General features: G+C 61.9%; 18 protein-coding genes, 2 tRNA genes and 1 pseudogene. 13 read left to right on the top strand and 8 right to left on the bottom strand.

Going from position 1 to position 19482, the window contains the following annotated elements; genetic code table 11:
- Positions 1-91: 91 nt before the first annotated feature.
- From dnaN to PYR64_RS19500, 11 genes and pseudogenes are all read left to right on the top strand, one after another.
- Positions 92-1216, top strand: coding sequence for a DNA polymerase III subunit beta (gene dnaN, locus PYR64_RS19450; RefSeq protein ID WP_018778481.1), 1125 nt, complete (start codon positions 92-94; stop codon positions 1214-1216).
- Positions 1217-1237: 21 nt separating this feature from the next.
- A pseudogene (gene gnd, locus PYR64_RS19455) lies at positions 1238-2143 on the top strand (phosphogluconate dehydrogenase (NAD(+)-dependent, decarboxylating)); the annotation flags it as partial.
- Between the two features lie 23 nt (positions 2144-2166).
- Positions 2167-3360 (top strand): DNA replication/repair protein RecF, encoded by a 1194-nt coding sequence (recF, locus tag PYR64_RS19460; RefSeq protein ID WP_018778479.1) that lies wholly within the window; start codon positions 2167-2169, stop codon positions 3358-3360.
- On the top strand, positions 3347-3901 hold the full coding sequence (locus PYR64_RS19465) for a DciA family protein (protein ID WP_018778478.1): 555 nt from the start codon (positions 3347-3349) through the stop codon (positions 3899-3901). Before recF ends, PYR64_RS19465 begins: the two co-directional genes overlap by 14 nt.
- 338 nt (positions 3902-4239) lie before the next feature.
- Positions 4240-6318 (top strand): DNA topoisomerase (ATP-hydrolyzing) subunit B, encoded by a 2079-nt coding sequence (gene gyrB, locus PYR64_RS19470; RefSeq protein ID WP_018778477.1) that lies wholly within the window; start codon positions 4240-4242, stop codon positions 6316-6318.
- A gap of 63 nt (positions 6319-6381) precedes the next feature.
- On the top strand, positions 6382-9054 hold the full coding sequence (gene gyrA, locus PYR64_RS19475) for a DNA gyrase subunit A (protein ID WP_079582045.1): 2673 nt from the start codon (positions 6382-6384) through the stop codon (positions 9052-9054).
- Positions 9051-9776 (top strand): DUF3566 domain-containing protein, encoded by a 726-nt coding sequence (locus PYR64_RS19480; RefSeq protein ID WP_039238995.1) that lies wholly within the window; start codon positions 9051-9053, stop codon positions 9774-9776. The genes gyrA and PYR64_RS19480 overlap by 4 nt, the downstream gene beginning before the upstream one ends.
- A 113-nt stretch (positions 9777-9889) precedes the next feature.
- Positions 9890-9963: transfer RNA gene (locus PYR64_RS19485), tRNA-Ile, on the top strand.
- Between the two features lie 47 nt (positions 9964-10010).
- Positions 10011-10130 (top strand): DLW-39 family protein, encoded by a 120-nt coding sequence (locus PYR64_RS19490; RefSeq protein WP_018778473.1) that lies wholly within the window; start codon positions 10011-10013, stop codon positions 10128-10130.
- Positions 10131-10201: 71 nt separating this feature from the next.
- Positions 10202-10277, top strand: a tRNA-Ala gene (locus PYR64_RS19495).
- Between the two features lie 116 nt (positions 10278-10393).
- Positions 10394-11317: a DMT family transporter gene (locus tag PYR64_RS19500; protein WP_039238996.1), complete on the top strand. Its 924-nt coding sequence runs from the start codon at positions 10394-10396 to the stop codon at positions 11315-11317.
- 34 nt (positions 11318-11351) lie between these two features.
- Here the strand turns inward: PYR64_RS19500 and PYR64_RS19505 are convergent, their stop codons facing one another.
- Both PYR64_RS19505 and PYR64_RS19510 read right to left on the bottom strand, forming a co-directional pair.
- Positions 11352-12227 carry a glycosyltransferase family 2 protein gene (locus tag PYR64_RS19505; protein ID WP_018778470.1) on the bottom strand — a complete coding sequence of 292 codons (876 nt, stop codon included), beginning with the start codon at positions 12225-12227 and terminating at the stop codon, positions 11352-11354.
- Between the two features lie 129 nt (positions 12228-12356).
- Positions 12357-13328: a hypothetical protein gene (locus PYR64_RS19510; RefSeq protein ID WP_018778469.1), complete on the bottom strand. Its 972-nt coding sequence runs from the start codon at positions 13326-13328 to the stop codon at positions 12357-12359.
- 153 nt (positions 13329-13481) lie between these two features.
- Between PYR64_RS19510 and PYR64_RS19515 the strand changes: the two genes are divergently transcribed.
- Together PYR64_RS19515 and PYR64_RS19520 are read left to right on the top strand one after the other, a co-directional pair.
- Positions 13482-14024 (top strand): peptidylprolyl isomerase, encoded by a 543-nt coding sequence (locus PYR64_RS19515; protein WP_018778468.1) that lies wholly within the window; start codon positions 13482-13484, stop codon positions 14022-14024.
- A 20-nt stretch (positions 14025-14044) separates the two neighbouring features.
- Positions 14045-14899, top strand: a complete 855-nt coding sequence (locus PYR64_RS19520; protein ID WP_055976705.1) for a rhomboid family intramembrane serine protease — start codon at positions 14045-14047, stop codon at positions 14897-14899.
- A 51-nt stretch (positions 14900-14950) separates the two neighbouring features.
- On the opposite strand, the gene PYR64_RS19525 is transcribed toward PYR64_RS19520, so the two are convergent.
- The 6 genes from PYR64_RS19525 to PYR64_RS19550 form a co-directional block, all read right to left on the bottom strand.
- On the bottom strand, positions 14951-15571 hold the full coding sequence (locus tag PYR64_RS19525) for a GyrI-like domain-containing protein (protein ID WP_275777123.1): 621 nt from the start codon (positions 15569-15571) through the stop codon (positions 14951-14953).
- 756 nt (positions 15572-16327) lie between these two features.
- On the bottom strand, positions 16328-16927 hold the full coding sequence (locus tag PYR64_RS19530; protein ID WP_275777125.1) for a DNA-3-methyladenine glycosylase I: 600 nt from the start codon (positions 16925-16927) through the stop codon (positions 16328-16330).
- A 139-nt stretch (positions 16928-17066) separates the two neighbouring features.
- Positions 17067-17783, bottom strand: coding sequence for an alpha-ketoglutarate-dependent dioxygenase AlkB (locus tag PYR64_RS19535; RefSeq protein ID WP_275777127.1), 717 nt, complete (start codon positions 17781-17783; stop codon positions 17067-17069).
- Positions 17780-18409, bottom strand: coding sequence for a methylated-DNA--[protein]-cysteine S-methyltransferase (locus PYR64_RS19540; RefSeq protein WP_018778463.1), 630 nt, complete (start codon positions 18407-18409; stop codon positions 17780-17782). The genes PYR64_RS19535 and PYR64_RS19540 overlap by 4 nt, the downstream gene beginning before the upstream one ends.
- The gene (locus PYR64_RS19545; RefSeq protein ID WP_039239002.1) at positions 18406-18936 is read right to left on the bottom strand and encodes an RNA polymerase sigma factor; all 531 of its coding nucleotides are present in this window, start codon (positions 18934-18936) and stop codon (positions 18406-18408) included. Before PYR64_RS19545 ends, PYR64_RS19540 begins: the two co-directional genes overlap by 4 nt.
- Positions 18936-19445 (bottom strand): methylated-DNA--[protein]-cysteine S-methyltransferase, encoded by a 510-nt coding sequence (locus tag PYR64_RS19550; RefSeq protein WP_018778461.1) that lies wholly within the window; start codon positions 19443-19445, stop codon positions 18936-18938. The genes PYR64_RS19545 and PYR64_RS19550 overlap by 1 nt, the downstream gene beginning before the upstream one ends.
- Positions 19446-19482: the final 37 nt, after the last annotated feature.

Below are 19482 nucleotides of genomic sequence, written 5' to 3' on the forward strand. Positions count from 1 at the left end.
GTTCCGATGCCGGACTGCGAAGATTTAGCGGTTTCCAAGCAGGAATCCGCGGCTACTACATGGCAGCAGCAATGAAAGGCGGCACCCCTCCGTGAAGTTCAGAGTCGACCGCGACGTCCTGGCAGAAGCCGTTACGTGGACCGCGCGGTCGTTGTCTCCGCGGCCGCCCGTTCCTGTGCTTTCCGGCCTCCTCCTCAAAGCTGAGGCGGGAACCGTAAGCCTCTCGAGCTTCGACTACGAGACATCGGCGCGTCTGGAAATCCCCGCCGATATCGCCGTCGAGGGCACCATCCTGGTTTCCGGACGCCTCCTGGCAGACATCTGCCGCAGCCTCCCGTCGGCTCCGGTCGAGGTTGAAACAGACGGAAGCAAAGTCACTCTTACCTGCCGTCGAAGCAGCTTCCACCTGGCCACAATGCCTGAGTCTGAGTACCCGGCCCTTCCTGCGCTGCCGGCCATCAGCGGCACCTTGCCCGGCGACGCTTTCGCCCAAGCCGTGTCCCAGGTCATCATCGCTGCGAGCAAGGACGACACCTTGCCGATCCTGACCGGCGTCCGCATGGAAATCGAGGATGACCTCATCACGCTCCTGGCTACGGACCGCTACAGGTTGGCCATGCGGGAAGTGCCGTGGAAGCCAGTAACTCCCGGCATCTCAACCAGCGCACTCGTGAAGTCCAAGACCCTGAACGAAGTCGCCAAAACCTTGGGCGGCAGCGGTGACATCAACCTGGCCCTCGCGGACGACGACAGCCGGCTTATTGGTTTCGAGAGCGGCGGCCGTACCACGACGTCTCTCCTGGTAGACGGCGATTACCCGAAGATCCGCTCACTTTTCCCGGACTCTACCCCGATCCACGCAACAGTCCAGACCCAGGAATTGGTGGAGGCTGTACGTCGCGTTTCCCTCGTTGCAGAGCGCAACACTCCCGTCCGCCTCGCCTTCACGCAGGGTCTGCTGAACCTCGACGCCGGCACCGGCGAAGACGCGCAGGCTTCCGAAGAGCTCGAAGCACAGTTGTCCGGCGATGACATCACCGTGGCGTTCAACCCGCACTACCTCGTTGAAGGTTTGAGCGTCATCGAGACCAAGTACGTTCGCTTCTCCTTCACCACCGCTCCCAAGCCGGCCATGATCACGGCCCAGGCTGAGGCCGACGGCGAAGACCAGGACGACTACCGCTACCTCGTGATGCCGGTCCGCCTTCCCAACTAATCGGCAAAACCCGCCCCGCTTTCGCAGAAAAGAGTTCGCACTGTGCACATCGGATTGATCGGCCTTGGAAAAATGGGTTTCAACATGCGGGAACGCATGCGGAAAGGCGGCATCGAGGTCACAGGCTTCGACCGGAATCCCGAGGTCACCGATGCCGCTTCGGTCGACGAGCTCATTGCCGCCCTTCCTACTCCGCGGCTCGTGTGGGTCATGGTTCCCTCAGGGGAGATCACTGACGCGGTCGTGACGGAACTCGGCGGGAAACTGAGCCCCGGCGATATTGTGATCGACGGCGGAAATTCACGTTTCACCGAAGACCAGAAGCACGCGGCCGCGCTGGCCGAAAAGGGCATCCGCTTCGCTGACTGCGGTGTTTCCGGCGGCGTCTGGGGTCTCCAGAACGGTTACGGCCTCATGGCTGGTGGAGCTGACGAAGACATCGAACTTGCCATGCCGGTCTTCGACGCTCTTCGTCCTGAAGGCGATCGGGCCGACAGCTTTGTCCACGTTGGCGGCGTTGGCGCCGGCCACTACGCCAAGATGGTGCACAACGGCATCGAGTACGGCTTGATGCAGGCCTATGCCGAGGGATATGAACTCCTCGCCGCAAAGGACATCGTCAAGGACCTTCCCGGAACGTTCCGCGCATGGCAAAAGGGAACGGTTGTCCGGTCCTGGCTCCTGGACCTCATGGTGAAGGCACTCGACGAAGATCCGGGGCTGGCCTCCATCGACGACTACGTCGAAGATTCCGGCGAGGGCCGCTGGACCGTGGAAGAAGCCATCGCCAATGCTGTTCCGGCACCGGCCATCACGGCTGCGCTCTTTGCACGCTTTGCTTCGCGCGAAGACAACTCACCGGCCATGAAAATGGTTTCCGCCCTGCGTCACCAGTTCGGCGGACACGCCACCCGTCCGGCCAACTAGGCCGCAGGAGTCCTGCAAACGGCGTGTACCTCGAACATCTTTCGCTGACTGATTTCCGCAGCTACGCACAGGTAGACCTGAAACTGGGTCCCGGTGTCACCGTGCTGGTGGGTTCCAACGGCATCGGCAAGACAAACCTCATGGAAGCCATCGGCTATTTGGCTACCCTGAGCTCGCACCGTGTCAGCACAGACGCGCCATTGCTTCGTTTTGGTTCAGAACGCGCATTGATCCGGGCCCGTTTGGTCCGTGGTGAGCAAGCGACGGTCATCGAGCTTGAAATCAATGCCGGGCGCGCCAACCGGGGACGCATCAACCGGGGAAACCCGGTGCGCGCACGGGACATCCTGGGCATTTGCCACACGGTGCTGTTCGCGCCCGAGGACCTGGCACTGGTGAAGGGGGACCCCTCCAACCGCCGGCGCTTCCTCGATGAACTGCTGGTCAGCCTGGTACCCCGCCATGCTGCCACCCGCAGTGACTACGACCGCGTCCTGAAACAGCGGAACGCCCTGTTGAAATCGGCCCGTGCAGGCAAATTCACTGCGGGTCATGAAGCAACCCTGGATGTGTGGGACCAACACATGGCCAAGGCCGGGGCCGAACTGCTGCACGCCCGGCTGGAGTTGGTGGAGCGGTTGCGTCCGCACCTGAACAGCGCCTACGCCCAACTCACGGATGGTTCCAAGGACGCCGGGGCGGTTTACCGCTCCACCATCCAGGACATCCTGGACGACGACGGCGGTCCGGCCGACTACGGAACGGAACCTTCGCCGTCGGTTGAGGACCTCAGGCTGCTGTCCGTCGACGAACTCACCGAACGCTATGTCCAGGCCTTCGCAGCCTCGCGGAAAAAGGAACTTGAGCGGGGCATCTCGCTTGTTGGCCCGCACCGCGACGAGTTGGAACTCGTCCTGGGACAGGCTCCAGCCAAGGGCTATGCCTCCCACGGCGAAACGTGGTCCATGTGCCTGTCCTTGCGCCTCGCTTCCTACTACGTCATGTTGGACGATGCCCGGACTGGTGGAACTGCGCCGATCCTGATTCTGGACGATGTTTTTGCCGAATTGGACGTGCAGAGGCGGCGTAAACTGGCTGCAATAGTGGCCGGCGCCGAACAGGTTCTGGTGACTGCCGCCGTCGATGCCGATATCCCTGAGGAGCTGGCCGGACGGCGCGTAACCGTTGTTCCGGGAGGCATCGATGGCGAAGGATAGTCCCGAAGGACTGCAACCGGGCCGGGATCCGGACGAAATTGATGCTGCCCAGGCGGCGCTGAACCGCATGCGTGAAGCAGCCGCGGCCCGAGGTGAAGTAAGGCTGCGTGCCCCCAGGCCCGGATCTGCTCCCAAACGCAAGGGTCTGCGGGATACCCGGGGTTTTGCGCAGTTTCATGGCAGCGGCCGCGACCCCTTGGGCTTGGGCAATGTTGTGGGAAGGCTTGTGGCGGAACGGGGTTGGACTTCTCCTGTTGCCGTCGGTTCCGTCATGGCCGAATGGGAAACGTTGGTTGGGTCGGACATCTCCGCCCACTGCACCCCGGAGAGTTTCACCGACACCACGCTGCATGTCCGCTGTGACTCAACGGCATGGGCCACGCAGTTGCGGTTGCTCAGTACCAGCCTCCTGGAGATGTTCCGGAATGAGCTGGGTGAAGGGGTGGTCACCAGCATCCAGGTACTGGGGCCATCAGCTCCAAGTTGGCGAAAAGGCGGGCGCAGTGTCAACGGCCGCGGCCCCCGGGATACCTACGGCTGAACGGCGTGCAGGGCGTTTCAACGCCCCCGGGTCGTATAGGCACCCATCGGGACCTCCGCAGGGCCATTGCAGATAGGGCCAGCGGCCTCCCATCGGCATATTCAGCTCTGGGCTGCCCCCGTATTTGCAAGGATTCACGGGTTTCCACGATAGAATTGGCGTAGATCACTGAGCGCCGGTGAAACGTCGTCGGATCCCGAATCCACTCCTGTGGCAGTTGGGAACCCCCGTCGTCGGAGTAATCGGCGCAATCAGTCACGTGCCCGTTGGCGGCCGCGGTTCGCCGCGGGCAGCTGCGGGAACGGCCGACATCGAGTACAGAGGAGTCGAAAGCGCCTGTGGCTAACGACAATGCAGAGACCTTGGCAGTAGAGCCCCAAGAGGAGACTGTTCCCACGCCTGATACGCCTGCGGAGGCCCCCAGGGAGTACGGTGCCAGCGACATCACCGTGCTGGAAGGCCTCGAAGCCGTGCGCAAACGCCCCGGTATGTACATCGGTTCAACCGGTCCCCGCGGCCTGCACCACTTGGTCTATGAAGTGGTGGACAACTCTGTTGACGAGGCCCTGGCCGGTTACTGCAGCCATATCGAAGTAACGCTCCGCGCTGACGGCGGTGTGCAGGTGGTCGATGATGGCCGCGGCATTCCCGTGGATATCCACCCCACCGAGGGTAAGCCCACGGTTGAAGTAGTCATGACCATCCTGCACGCTGGCGGCAAGTTCGGCGGTGGTGGGTACGCGGTTTCCGGTGGTCTGCACGGTGTCGGCATTTCGGTTGTGAACGCCCTTTCCCGTCGTGTGGACACGGAAGTGCGCCGCCAGGGCCACGTGTGGCGGATGACCTTCGCCGATGGCGGCAAGCCCCAGGGCGAACTCGTCAAGGGAGAAGAAACCGAGCGTACCGGAACGTCCCAGACGTTCTACCCGGACGGAACGATCTTCGAATCCACTGAGTTCGACTTCGAGACTCTTCGCGCACGTTTCCAGCAGATGGCCTTCCTCAACAAGGGCCTGCGGATCACGTTGACTGACGAGCGTCCGGTCAACCGCGATGGCGATGACGACCTTGACCTGGACGCAGTAGCCACCGAAGGCGAAGTTGCAGCCGAGCACCGCACGGTTGTCTACGAGTACCCGGACGGCTTGCTGGACTACGTCAAGCACCTCAACTCGAACAAGAAGGTCGAGATCGTCCACGAGGACGTCATCGCTTTCGAAACCGAGGACACTGAGCGGCACATCGCCGTCGAGGTTGCCATGCAGTGGACCACCGCTTATTCGGAAAGTGTCCACACGTACGCGAACACGATCAACACCCACGAGGGCGGAACGCACGAAGAAGGCTTCCGTGCCGCGATGACATCGCTGATCAACCGCTATGCGCGCGAGAAGAGCATCATCAAGGAAAAGGAAGACAACCTTACCGGTGATGACATCCGCGAAGGCCTGACTGCGGTGATTTCGGTAAAGCTTGCTGAACCGCAGTTCGAAGGCCAGACCAAGACCAAGCTGGGCAACTCCGAGGTCAAGGGCTTTGTCCAGCGCGTGGTTACTGACCAGCTGGGTGACTGGCTGGAACGGAACCCGGGCCCGGCCCGCGACGTTATCCGCAAGGCCATTTCAGCCGCCCAGGCCCGCATGGCCGCCCGGAAGGCGCGCGACAATGCCCGCCGAAAGAGCCCGCTTGAGTCCTTCGGTATGCCCGGTAAGCTCTCTGACTGCTCGTCGAAGGATCCTTCGCGCTGCGAGGTCTACCTCGTTGAGGGTGACTCGGCCGGCGGTTCGGCCAAGCGTGGGCGCAACCCCGAAACCCAGGCGATCCTGCCGCTGCGTGGCAAGATCCTGAATGTGGAGCGCGCACGCCTGGACAAAGCTTTGGGTAACGCTGAAGTCCAGTCCATGATCACCGCATTCGGCACGGGAATCGGCGAAGACTTCGACATCTCCAAGCTCCGCTACCACAAGATCGTGTTGATGGCCGATGCTGACGTTGACGGCCAGCACATCACCACCCTGTTGATGACGTTGCTGTTCCGCTACATGCGCCCGCTCATCGAGAACGGTTATGTGTACCTGGCCCAGCCGCCGCTGTACCGGATCAAGTGGTCCAATGCCGCGCACGACTACGTCTACAGCGATCGTGAGCGCGACGAGACCATCCGCAAGGGTGCCGCCATGAACAAGCGCCTCCCCAAGGACAACGGCATCCAGCGCTACAAGGGCCTCGGTGAAATGGACTACACCGAGCTGTGGGATACCACCATGGATCCGGGTCGCCGCACGTTGTTGCAGGTAACCATGGACGACGCATTGGCAGCCGACCAGACCTTCTCCGTGTTGATGGGCGAGGACGTTGAATCACGCCGTAACTTCATCCAGCAGAACGCCAAGGACGTCAGGTTCCTCGATATCTAAGGGCCCAGCAGGGCACTTGAATATTCCAGAACCGACATATACCTGAAACGGAAACCTTAGATTATGAGTGACGAAACTCCCGAAGTCCCGGCGGAATCGAACGACGCCGAGGAAGTTGTTCTTGAGGGTGATGTGCTGACCGACCGCGTGGAGCAGGTGGACCTGCAGACAGAGATGCAGCGGTCCTACCTGGACTACGCCATGGCCGTGATCGTCGGCCGCGCCCTCCCGGACGTCCGCGACGGACTCAAGCCCGTTCACCGCCGCGTTTTGTACGCAATGTTCGACGGCGGCTACCGCCCCGACCGCTCCTTCAACAAATGCGCCCGCGTCGTGGGCGACGTCATGGGTACCTACCACCCGCACGGTGACATGGCGATCTATGATGCCCTGGTGCGCCTGATCCAGGACTGGACCATGCGCTACCCGCTGGCACTGGGCCAGGGTAACTTCGGCTCGCCCGGCAACGACGGCGCTGCTGCACCGCGTTACACGGAAACCAAAATGGCGCAGCTGGCCATGGAGATGGTCAGGGACATCGACGAGGAAACCGTCGATTTCCAGGACAACTACGACGGCAAGAACCAGGAACCGACCATCCTGCCGGCCCGTTTCCCGAACCTGCTGGTCAATGGCTCCTCAGGCATCGCCGTCGGCATGGCAACCAATATCCCGCCGCACAACCTCCGTGAAGTTGCCGAGGGCGTCCAGTGGGCACTGGAAAACCCCACCGCCACGCGCGAAGAGTTGCTTGAAGCCCTGTTGCTGCGTATCAAGGGACCCGACTTCCCCACAGGCGCCACCATCCTGGGCCACAAGGGTATCGAGGACGCTTACCGCACTGGCCGCGGCTCCATCACGATGCGCGCGGTGGTCAACGTTGAAGAGCTCCAGGGCCGTACCTGCCTGGTAGTCACCGAGCTTCCGTACCAGGCCAACCCGGACAACCTGGCGATCAAGATCGCCGAGCTGGTCAAGGATGGCAAGATCCAGGGCATCGCCGACCTCCGCGATGAGACCTCCGGCCGCACCGGCCAGCGCCTGGTGATCGTCCTCAAGCGCGACGCCGTGGCCAAGGTGGTCCTGAACAACCTCTACAAGCACACGCAGCTGCAGGACAACTTCTCGGCGAACATGCTGGCGATTGTCGACGGCGTGCCGCGCACCTTGAGCCTGGATGCCTTCATCCGGCACTGGGTTGCCCACCAGATGGACGTCATTGCGCGCCGCACCCGTTACCGGCTGCGCAAGGCCGAGGAAGAAGCGCACATCCTGCGCGCACTCCTCAAGGCACTGGACATGCTGGATGAAGTCATCGCGTTGATACGTGCGTCCAACACCACGGAAGCAGCCCGCGAAGGCCTGATGGAGCTGTTGGAGATCGACGAACTCCAGGCCCGGGCCATCCTCGACATGCAGTTGCGCCGACTTGCCGCCCTGGAGCGCCAGAAGATCCAGGACCGGCACTCCGAGCTCGAAGCGATGATCGAGGAATACAACTCGATCCTGGCTTCCGAAGAACGCCAGCGCCAGATCATCAGCGAGGAACTCGCTGAAATTGTTGCCAAGCATGGCGACGACCGGCGGACGCACATCCTGATGGGCTTCGACGGCGACATGTCCATGGAAGACCTGATTCCTGAAGAGGAAATGGTTGTCACCATCACCCGCGGCGGCTACGTCAAGCGCACCCGCAGTGACAACTACCGTTCGCAGCAGCGCGGCGGCAAGGGCATCAAGGGTGCCCAGCTGCGTGGCGACGACGTGGTGGAGCACTTCTTCGTCACCACCACCCACCACTGGCTGTTGTTCTTCACCAATTTGGGCCGTGTTTACCGCGCCAAGGCCTACGAACTTGCCGAAGCCGGTCGCGACGCCAAGGGTCAGCACGTTGCCAACCTTCTGGCCTTCCAGCCGGACGAGCACATCGCCCAGGTCCTGGACCTGAGGGATTACCAGCAGGCTCCGTACCTGGTTCTGGCCACCAAGAACGGCTTGGTCAAGAAGACGCGGCTGGAAGATTACGACACCAATCGCACCGCCGGCGTCATCGCCATTAACCTGCGCGATGGTGACGAACTGGTTTCAGCCCAGCTGGTCAGTGAAACAGACGACCTCCTGCTTGTCTCACGCAAGGGCCAGTCCATCCGCTTCACAGCAACGGATGACGCCCTGCGGCCCATGGGCCGTGCCACTTCAGGTGTTACGGGTATGAAGTTCCGTGAGGACGACGAACTGCTGGCTGCGGACGTGGTTCAAGATGGCTCGTTCGTGTTCATCGTGACCGAAGGCGGTTATGCCAAGCGGACTGCCGTGGATGAGTACCGGCTCCAGGGCCGCGGCGGTTTGGGTATCAAGGTAGCCAAGCTGGCCGAGGACCGTGGCGACCTTGTAGGCGCTTTGATCGTCCAGGAAGAAGACGAAGTCCTGGTGGTCATGGAGGGCGGCAAGGTGGTCCGCTCAGCCGTGACCGGCGTTCCCGCCAAGGGCCGCGACACCATGGGCGTCATCTTTGCCAAACCGGACAAGAATGACCGCATTATTGAAGTTGCCCGCAACAGCGAACGCGGTTTGGAAGGCGAGGAATCCGAAGACGGAGCCGACGATGACGTAACGTTGGCTGCAGAGGACGGCGCCGCTGCGGTGACCGCAACGCCCGCAACGGAAAACGACGCAGACCCGGAAAGTGAATCGGGCGCGGAGCTGAACGAAGACAATACCGGAGGTAACGAGTGAGTAATTCCGACTCATATCCCAAGCCGAGCACAGGTGTCCCCGGCGGACTCCGGCAGCCCTCGGGCAATGCACAGGCAGGAACGCCTGCACGGCCCCAGCAACGACCCGGAGCAGGAGCCACCGGTTCAGGAGCCACAGGCGCACGACCGGCGACGGGTGCCAACTCCGCTCCGCGACCTGCCGGTGCCCCCGGACAGCGTCCCGCTCAAGCCGGACAACGACCTGCCCCGGCAGGACAGCGTCCTGCGGGTGCCCCCGGGCAGCGTCCGGCCCAGCCCGGCCAGCGGCCTGCTGGGGCCCCGGGCCAGCGTCCGGCCCAGGGTGCCCCCGGCTTGGTAAAGCCCGCTCCCAAGGCGAAGGTGCGCCGTGCACGCCTCCTGGTCAGCAAGGTGGACCCGTGGTCGGTGCTCAAGATGGCGTTCCTGCTGTCCGTAGCGCTGGGCATTGTCACTGTCGTGGCTGCAATCGTTCTGTGGACTGTGCTGGACCTTACGGGAATCTTCAACCAGGTGGACAGCCTCCTGGGCACTCTCGCAGGTTCTGAAGGCGGCGGTTTCGAGCTGAAGAAGATTGCCTCGCTGGGCCAGGTTGCCTCGTTCGCCACCATCATCGCCGTGGTGAATGTTGTTCTGCTGACGGCGCTGTCCATGCTGTCGGCCGTGCTGTATAACATTTCTGCAACATTGGTTGGCGGCGTCGGCATCACCCTGACGGACGACTAGAAGAAATCCGCGGAATTTCGCCGTTTTCGGCGGAAATCCTCCGCGAAATTGCCTCGATTTGAGATCGGGCCGGGAAGTGCTGTACAGTCATATCTCGGCCCGATGAGGCATCGGGGCGTATAGCTCAGGCGGTTAGAGCGCTTCGCTGATAACGAAGAGGTCCCAGGTTCAAGTCCTGGTACGCCCACGGAACCAAAACAGGTTCAGGTAAAACTGAGCCGGAATGAGGTACTTGTGAAGAAGTTGCTGATAGTTGTGGCAGCGGCAATCGCAGGTGTCCTGGTTTATAAAAAGAACCAGGAATCCGAAGCCCGGAAAGATGTCTGGAGCAAGTCAACCGATACGGTTGATTAGCCGAAGATCCCGGTTCTGAACTGGTAAAAGCCAGTCCGGAGATGGGGTATGATTGACGGGTTGCTTCTTATGGGGGCATGGCGCAATTGGTAGCGCACCTGCTTTGCAAGCAGGGGGTTCGGGGTTCGAGTCCCCGTGCCTCCACCATAAGGAAAGTCCCGGTCAGGAATGACCGGGACTTTCGCGTTTAACACCAAGATCCGGAATATGCTCTTGCCGGCAGCTCGAATGGACAGGGCACTCCGGCGCACTAGGGTTGGTCTGTGAACCTTCTCATCGCCGCCCTGGGAGTCCTGGGTGTAGCCTCCTCCGGACCACTGATTGCCGGGACCTTGGGCGCCACCTCGGTGACTGCACTGGCCATCGCCTTCTGGCGGAACGCCATCGGGGCTGTGGTGATGGCGGCGCCTGTAGCTATCCGGGAGCCGAGAGCGTTCGGCAGGATCACCCGGCGTGAGTTCGGCTGGTCGACGGTGGCCGCCGTCGCATTGGCATTCCACTTCGCGTGCTTCATCACCGCACTCCAGTTGACGTCCGTTGCGGCGGCGACTGCTCTGGTCTGCCTGCAGTCAGCGTGGATCGCGGTCTTCCAGATGTTCCGTGGTACCCGCCACCTCTGGCCTGTCCTGGCCGGCCTTGGCATCGCCTTCGTGGGCGTTGTGGCGATCACGGGATTCGATATGGGTTCTTCCCCCGAAGCACTGCTCGGAGATCTCCTGGCCGTCTCTGGCGGTGCCCTGGCAGGTCTCTACACCCTGGCGGGCGGCAAAGCCCGGCAGTCCATGGCAACGGGAACCTACACCACGCTCTGTTACGGGATGTGCGCGGCCCTCGTGGCATTGATGGCGCTGGTCAGTGGGCAGCCGTTGTCAGGATTCGACGCCGGCGGCTGGCTGGGCATCATCGCCATCACCGTTTGTGCGCAATTGGTGGGCCATACGGCCTTCAATCACTTGCTGGCAACGATGAGTCCCCTGCTGGTATCCATGATCATCCTGCTGGAGATCCCAGGGGCAGCCATTCTGGCAGCCATCTTCCTCAACGAAACATTGCCGCCCGGTATCTACGCCGGATTGGGACTCATACTCGCCGGCCTGGCCGTTGTGGTGGCCGGACAGAGGCGCAAGCGCCCGGGAACGGACCGCCCGGAAGCTGACCGGCGGGAAGCCGAGCTAGGCACTGACTGAAGTGCCGGCGTCGTACGTCGACGGCTTACAGGCGTTACAGACCGCCGCGGCGGACGCCCTGAGCCGAATTGGCTGTGTGGATGGCCCGCAGCAATTTGGCGGGGAAATACACGGAGAAGAACACCACCATGGGGGCTTTCAGGGCCATCTTTTTGACGTTATGTGCCTTATAGGTCCGGTCAAAGCGTTGGACGTAGTAGCGGTAGTCCCTCGGTGAGTCTTCCAGCCTGCGCGCGGACATGCCCGAGACCATCTGGGGCACGTACTGGACTTTGAGGTCGTGCTCAAAAAGGTGCAGCGAGAGGTCGATGTCCTCGTGCATCTCATCCTTCTCATCGAGGCATGCCTCGTCGCGGATGGTTTCCCAGGCAGTCCGGCGAAGGGCCATGTTGGAGCCGAACAGGAAGTGGTATTGGTGCTTGGCCAGGCGCAGCATGAGTTGGCGCATCTTGTCATCGGCCTTGAGTCCGAACCGGCGCATGGGCATGTCGTAGTACACCACCGGCCCCGTGGCAGCGGCCACGGACTTGTCAGTGAACGCCTTCTGGACCTGCTCAACCCAATCCGGTTCCAGGACAGAGTCGGCATCGATGCGGCCCACGACGTCCCCCGTAGCGCTGTTCAGGCCGTGGTTGCGTGTGGGGATGAGACCCTGTGTTGCGTCCTGTCGCAGGAGAATGATGGGGCTCTCGGGGTATTCCTGCTGCATCTGCCGCACAATCCGTGCTGTCCGGTCCGTGGACATGTTGTCCACCACGATGATCTCGTCAGCAGGGACAGACTGGTAGATGGCAGCGATGAGGCACTGGCGGATGACGCTTTCTTCGTTATACGCCGGGATGACGATGGAGACCCCGGGGGGTTCCGGGGCATCCTGGAGGGCGCCCGTCAAGGGGCTATCGGCTGACATCTCTCCAAATCTAACACCCGCATCCTCGCCCCAGCCGGAGGCTTTGGTTACAAGCCGGCAAACACTGGAGGGACCCCGGCTGCTGCCGAAGTCCCTCCAGTATTGAAGCGTTGCCTATCTGAAAAGCACTTAGCTGTTTGTACCCTTGGCGTCAGCCCCGGTGCCTTCGGTGTCCTTGTTCAAGCTGGCCGCGATGTTCTTCACGGCCGTCTTGGCGTCGGTTGCCACCTTGGCGGTGGAGTCCTCGACGTTCTTGAAGGCGTCCTTGGTGGCCTGCTCGGCCTCGGCTGCTGCATCTTCCGGGGTGATGTCCGTTGCACCCGGCTTGGCAGCTTCCGCAGCCGTTGCCGATGCTGCGGTGTCCGCGGGAGCCGGTGCCGGGGCGGCCGGAACCGGAGCCGGCGTGGGGGTGACCGGAGAAGGCGTCTTCCACGGATCCTCAACCGGCTTGGAAGCCTTCCAGGCGGCAACACCGGCGGCCGCAGCTGCGGCAATGACGGTGAAGATCAGCCATCCACGTTTCTTGGGCTTCGGTTCCTTGCCCAACTTCGTGGAGACGGCCTTGGTGGCCTCGTCAGCCACGGCCTTGATCTGCTTGCCGGTAGCGTGTGCCTGCTCCTGGACGCTGTGCACCACGCCTGAATCAACAAGCTTCTGCGCAACCGCGTCAACCTGTGCGGGGGCGTTCTCCAAAACGTGGTGAACGGCTACAGAGGCCTGACCCAACTGTTCAGAGAGCTTGGGCAGGTACTCGTCCACGACTTTGTCCCGCGCAATACCCAGAGCCGGAGTGGCCTTGTTGAGCGTCTCCTGGATCCGGGGTGTTGCGTCCTCTACGACGTCGTGGATCTTCGGCGCGAGGTGCGCCAGCCCATCCTGGATCCGCGGCGTTACAACTGCCACGCCGTCGGCAAGGTTGTGCGCGGCGGACTTCAGCCCCTCTTGGATCCTGGGGGAAGCGGTGTCAATGCCGTGCTGGATGCGCGGAACAGCCCAATTGACGGCTGCTTCCACACGGGGCGCAGCCCAGTCGCGTGCGTTATCCACACCAACCGCAACGGATTGTTCGAGTTCGCGGGCAATACGGTCTGTTTTCTTCACAACTACCTCCCGATACACGTGCTCGTTTGTTGCTAGCCTACGTCGCTTGGGGAACACCGGCTATTCATCTGCCCGATTCGACCCGGATTTCACCGAGCGCGGAACCGGCTTTACAACTGCAACGGCGTTGACCCTGCATGGAAGAATGGCCCTATGACCATTGCAACTGCAAAAGCAACGATCCACACTACCCTCGGCGACATCAAGGTTGACCTCTTCGGCAACCACGCGCCCAAGACCGTAGCCAACTTCATTGGCCTGGCTACCGGCGAAAAGTCCTGGAACCACCCCGAGACGGGCGAGGACAAGACCGGAACTCCCCTGTACAACGGCACGATCTTCCACCGGATCATCAAGGATTTCATGATCCAGGGCGGCGATCCCCTGGGCCGCGGCGTCGGTGGCCCCGGCTACCAGTTCGATGACGAGATCCACCCGGAACTGACCTTCAACGCTCCGTACAAGCTGGCCATGGCAAACGCCGGCATCCAGATGGGCAAGGGCACCAACGGGTCACAGTTCTTCATCACCACGGTCAACACCGACTGGCTGTTCGGCAAGCACAGCATCTTCGGTGAAGTCACGGATGAGGAATCCCGCAAGGTTGTCGACGCCATTGAGGCTGTCCGCACCGGCATGGGCGACCGCCCTGTTGAGGACGTCGTCATCAACAGCATCGACATCGAACAGCTCTAGTCATTCACTGAGCTGAATCCATGAGTTACGGAATCCCGTCGGCAGAGCCGTCCGCTGATATTCCGGTGTGCCCGCGGCACCCGGACAGGCCCTCCTATGTGCGGTGCCAGCGCTGCGGGCGCCCCGCGTGCCCCGAGTGCCAGCGGACGGCCGCCGTCGGGTTCCAATGCGTTGACTGCGTCAACGAACAAAAACGTACGACGCCGGCGTACCGGTCCCCGTATGGCGGGGCCCTGGCTGTCGGCCGTCCTTTGGTGACGTTCACGATCATCGGGCTTTGCGTGCTGGTGTACATCCTTCAGTGGATTGTCCCCGGCGACCTGATTTTCCAGGACTTCGCGTTCGCGAATGCTTTTGCGGCCACGGAACCTTGGCGGATGTTGACCGCAGCGTTCCTGCACTCCCAGGGATTCCTGCTCCACATAGTCCTGAACATGTATACGCTGTGGATCTTCGGACAAGCCCTCGAGCCACTGCTCGGGCGGATCCGCTTCCTGGCTGTCTACCTCTTGTCTGCTGTCGGTGGCTCGATTGGCTATCTCCTGCTGACCCCTGACTACCCTCTGTCCGGCGTCGTCGGTGCCTCCGGTGCCATCTTCGGCCTCTTCGGGGCCATGCTGGTGGTTCAACGGCACCGCGGCGGCGACACCCGGCAACTTTGGATCCTGATCGCCATCAACGGCGCTATCGGATTCTTTGTCCCCAACATTGCCTGGCAGGCCCACCTGGGCGGGCTGATTACCGGTGGCCTGGCCGCAGCAGCCATCGCCTACGCCCCCCGGGGCAAGAACCAGGCCCTGCTCCAAGCCGGCGGCCTGGTCCTCGTGGCCGGCTTGCTGGCCGTGGTGACCTGGTTCCGCATTACTGCCGGCTAGCGGGCTGCCCGTTGCTTGGACTGGCCCCCACGCTCGCTGCTTTTCCGACCTTCAGTCCGCCGTGCGCACGACTGGCTGCCTCAGGATTGTCCTGAGCCTGTCCGGGGCAGTACGCCGGGGATCACCGAGGTAGATCTCATGGTGCCTCCCCGCCATGGCCAGTGAATGCTCCGGTATGAACCTGTTGTGCATCTCATCCAGTACGGGGCCTTCGTCGTCGTAGGGGCCAACGTGAAGTGTCTGCACGCTCAAACCCTCTTCCAACGATTCCAGACGGAGTGCATCTACGGCAGGAGCCGCTCCCTTGTCGGCGACCGACCTGCACGCTGCCTCCATGTGTTCCTGTGTAAGCCACTCGGGAACCATGTTCATCAACGTCCACGACCAGAGTGATTTGTCCCGGGCGCTGGTGAAGGAATCCATGTCTTCGGCCCACCACAGGGCCTCCAGCGGCATGACACCATAATCACGCGCGAGCACGCCCTTGCTGAAGAACTTCAGTTTGTAGGCGACCGGATAAAGGGTCGACAACGCGTCCTTGTACGCCTGGGCAGTGTTGGGGTCACCCTTGCCATCGATCATCAGGTACTGCATGGGCGGGACGGTAAGCAGAGAAAACCGTCCCTTGGTCGCACTGTAGGCAGGTATCAGTTTCTTGAGGTCGGTCTTCATGGAACCCACGCTAAGCCCACAGGCCAGGGCGTCCCACCCTGCGGCACCCGTGTTATCCACAAGCGTTATCCACACTGTGAGTAACTTACACACGTGTAGTTATCGTGTTAAGCCCTCGTTGCAGCCCCTGAAGCGCTAGATATCCCCCGAAAGGCATGGATTTCTCCACACCTGTGGATAACTATGTCCCCACAAGCCCGGAATTTGTGGACAAACAAGGCTAATTTGGGATGCCTGTGGATAAGCCTGTTAATTCCGCTGCGCGGAAGCGGCTATCAACAGGCTTATCAACAATGTTAATAACTTACACACGTGTAGTTCAGTCCGGCTTAGGGCCGCTGAGGCCCGGCACGACAGCGATCCCTCTGCTGAAACCCACATGTTTTCCCCATCTGTGGATAACTTGTGGGTAGGGGGTTGTTGTTAAGTGGGTAACCGGCACGGACTCGGAAGATGCGAGGCGAGAGTCGACCGGGGCCTCCGGTGCCTCAAGGTAGTGGCCGGATTATTCCGCCAAGACGAACCAGGCAATCCTGCGACGTTGAATTTTCGGTGAAGCTTGGACCACTATCCACAGCTCGATGCACAGTGGGCATAAGTGGCAACATGGGCCGTTTGGCCCCTCCATACGCGGTGTGGCACTGATTTTGGACCTAAGTACGTGGATGTCCACAGAAGTTATCCACCCTTGTGGATAAAGTTACGCACTTCTGTGGACAGCGGCTCAGCCGCCCACAGCGAAGGTGGACGCTTCCCCTAGGTCCACACTCCAGACGTGCCGCGCCGGTGGCTGTCCACCAAATGGGTATCGATGATGCCCACTGCTTCCATCAGGGCGTACATGGTGGTGGGTCCCACGAAAGCGAAACCCTTCTTCCTCAGGGCCTTGGAGAGGGCGATTGACTCCGGCGAAGTTGTGGGGATTTCCGCCAATGTGCGGGGAGCGGGTGTGCTGTCCGGCTGGAAGGACCACACGAATTCCACCAGCCCGCCCTCCTCACGCAAGGCAATGGTGGCTTTGGCGTTCGTGATCGCGGCGTTGATCTTCAGGCGGTTCCGGACTATCCCGGCGTCGAGCATCAGGCGCTCCACGTCGGATTCCGTGAAGGCGGCCACGCTTTCCGGGTGGAAGTCCAGGAACGCCTCTCTGAAGGCCTCGCGCTTCCGGAGGATGGTGGCCCAGGAGAGGCCGGCCTGGAACGCCTCGAGGCTGATGCGTTCGTACATGCCCTGTTCATCGCGCACGGGCATGCCCCACTCGTGATCGTAGTAGGCCTGCATGAGCGGGTCCGAGGCAGCCCATGAGGGACGAGCCAAGCCGTCCGGTCCGATGATGGTGCCGTTATCCGGGGCCATGCGCACTCCTCCGCAACCATGCCGGCCCAGCGGCCGGCATGCATTTAACTGCCGGGGATATTCTTCCCGGCACCTGTGACATTAACAGCTGTCACGTCGACAGCCGGGTAGCACGGAGCCGGTTTCCACGGGTCCGGTCTTACGACAGACCCGTGACACGCATGGTGATATTGATCCGTCCACGATCGAGGCCGCAGCCCTCAGGAGCCGTATCCGGAAGGACCTTGGGGATGCCGTGATAGGCGAACCGGGAGGGCCCGCCGAAAACGAACAGATCGCCCGAACGGAGTTCCAGATCGGTGTAGGGCTTGGTCCGTGACTCGGTGTTGCCGAAACGGAAGATACATGTGTCTCCGATGCTGAGGGACACCACCGGAGCGTTGGAATGCTCGTCCTTGTCCTGGTGCATGCCCATGGCGGCTCCATCGCCGTAATAGTTCACCAGGGCGGCATCCGGTGCGTAGTCCCGGGACAGGCCAATCAAGGATTCATCGACTCCAAGGTCCGGGGAATACGCGGCAGCAACGGCCTGCTTCCCCAGGCGGACCATCCACTCAGGAAAATCGAGGACGGGTAGGCCGTTCACGTCGGTCGCCGTCCGTGAATAGCGGTACGGCTGCCAATGCCATCCCAGGCAAACCGTGCGGACGGACATCTGATGCCCTCCCGGCAGAGTTGCAGCCCGCAAGGGAACGGGTCCCTGGGTCCATTCACCAAAACGCCCGACGATCCATCGTTGCTGCTCCAGGGTCAGCCAACCGGGGACGTGAACCGCACCCGGCCGCACCAGGCGTGGACCGGCGTCGTGGTTTTCCGGTTGAACCAGCTCCAGCGGGAACAGGGCGTCGTCGCTCACGCCGCGGCCTCCAGCGTGAGCAATGCGCGTTTGGCTTCAGGACCTCCAAGGTAGCCACCGAAGCTGCCGTCGGATTTGACCACCCGATGGCAGGGAACGATCACGGGAAGCGGGTTGGTGGCGCAGGCGGTGCCCACGGCACGGACGGCGTTGGGGCTGCCGGCCGCCTGGGCCACCTGTGCATAACTCGCCGTGTTGCCGTATGGAATCCGGGGCAGGTGACGGAGGACGTTGAGCCGGAAACCGCGGGATAACCGGAAATCGAGGATGAGGTCGAAGTCGCGGCGTGTACCGGCGAAATACTCTTCGAGTTCCCGGGCAGCGTCGTCGAGGCGCGTGGGCGCTTCCAGAATGCGGGGGCTGACCGTGTCCGCCAGCAACTGCAGGACGGAGTCATGGTTTTCCAATTCGAAGGCTACCCGGATGATTCCGCGGTCCGTGGCTGCCAAGAGGAGCTTCCCCACCGGTGAATCGACGGTTCGGTAGGCGATGTCCAGGGTGTGGGTCAGTTGTGCGTCGAGGGCCAGGCGGGCATGGAGGTCCGCGAGGGCGGGCCCAAGGGCAACGTCCAGTGGTTCCAGGAGTGACAACACCTCGGTGTGCCCGGGGCTGGGGTCGAGGGTCATTGCACTTCACCTTTCGACGATGAATGGACCAGCGGAACGGGGGTGTGGACGGCTGCCCGGAGCGCCTTCACGCCATCTGCTCCGGCCCGGCGTGCGGCCTCCGGGGAACTGCCCAGAAGGGCGCCGATCTCTTTGTAAGGCAGCCCGGCGAGGTAGTGGTACGCCACGGCCTGGCGCTGCTTCGAGGGCAACTTGGCGACGGCGTCGAGAAGCTCGGTGTCCCGTTCGCCCGGAAGGCCCAGGCGGGTTGGTTGTTCCGGCGGTTGTTCCACAGGTAATGCCCGGCGCGCACCGGCCCGCAGATGGTCAATGCACTTCCGGTGAGCGATGGTCACCAACCAGGCTTCCACGTTGGCCCCCACGGGAAGATCGGGATAGGCCTGGAGAGCGGCCAGGAAGGTGTCCGACCAGGCGTCGTCGGCATCGTGGACGCCGAGAATTGCACGGCAAACACGAAGCACCGTAGCCCCGCGTTCCCGAACAACTGCTTCGAACGGTTTCTTGCTGGCCGCCTGTCCGTTTTCCATCAGAAGAGCTTGCCCTCTCTTACGGAATCCGGTTCTTCCAGTTCCAGCAGGAAGCGCTTGTTGCGAAGCCCGCCGGCATAGCCGGTCAGTTGCCCCTTTCGGCCCACTACCCGGTGGCAGGGGATGATGATGCTGATGGGATTACGGCCGACAGCCGAACCAACTGCCTGCGCCAGGTGGGGATCACCCAGTTCCTGGGCCAATTCCCCATAGCTGACCGTTTCCCCGAAAGGAATGGTCTCGAGGCGTGCCCAGACCTTCTCCTGGAAGGGATTTCCGCGTGCCTCGAACGGCACGTTGAATTCGGTGCGGTGACCGGCTAGGTATTCGGAGAGCTCGCTCCGGGTGCGGGAGAACACCGGGTCCTCGATGGTGGTGGGCTCTCCGAAATAGTCGGGCGGAGGCATATGCCAGTGGCCTTCGTAAAATATGCCCGTCAAAAACTCCCCGCGGGCTGTCAGCGTCAACTGACCCAACGGGGAGTCCAACGTGGTGTGCCGGTTGCTCATATCCTGTAGACGCCAGCAAGCACTGGAATGTGAGGTC

It is taken from the genome of Paenarthrobacter sp. Y-19 (assembly GCF_029223985.1).
Classification (GTDB): Bacteria; Actinomycetota; Actinomycetes; order Actinomycetales; family Micrococcaceae; genus Arthrobacter; species Arthrobacter nicotinovorans.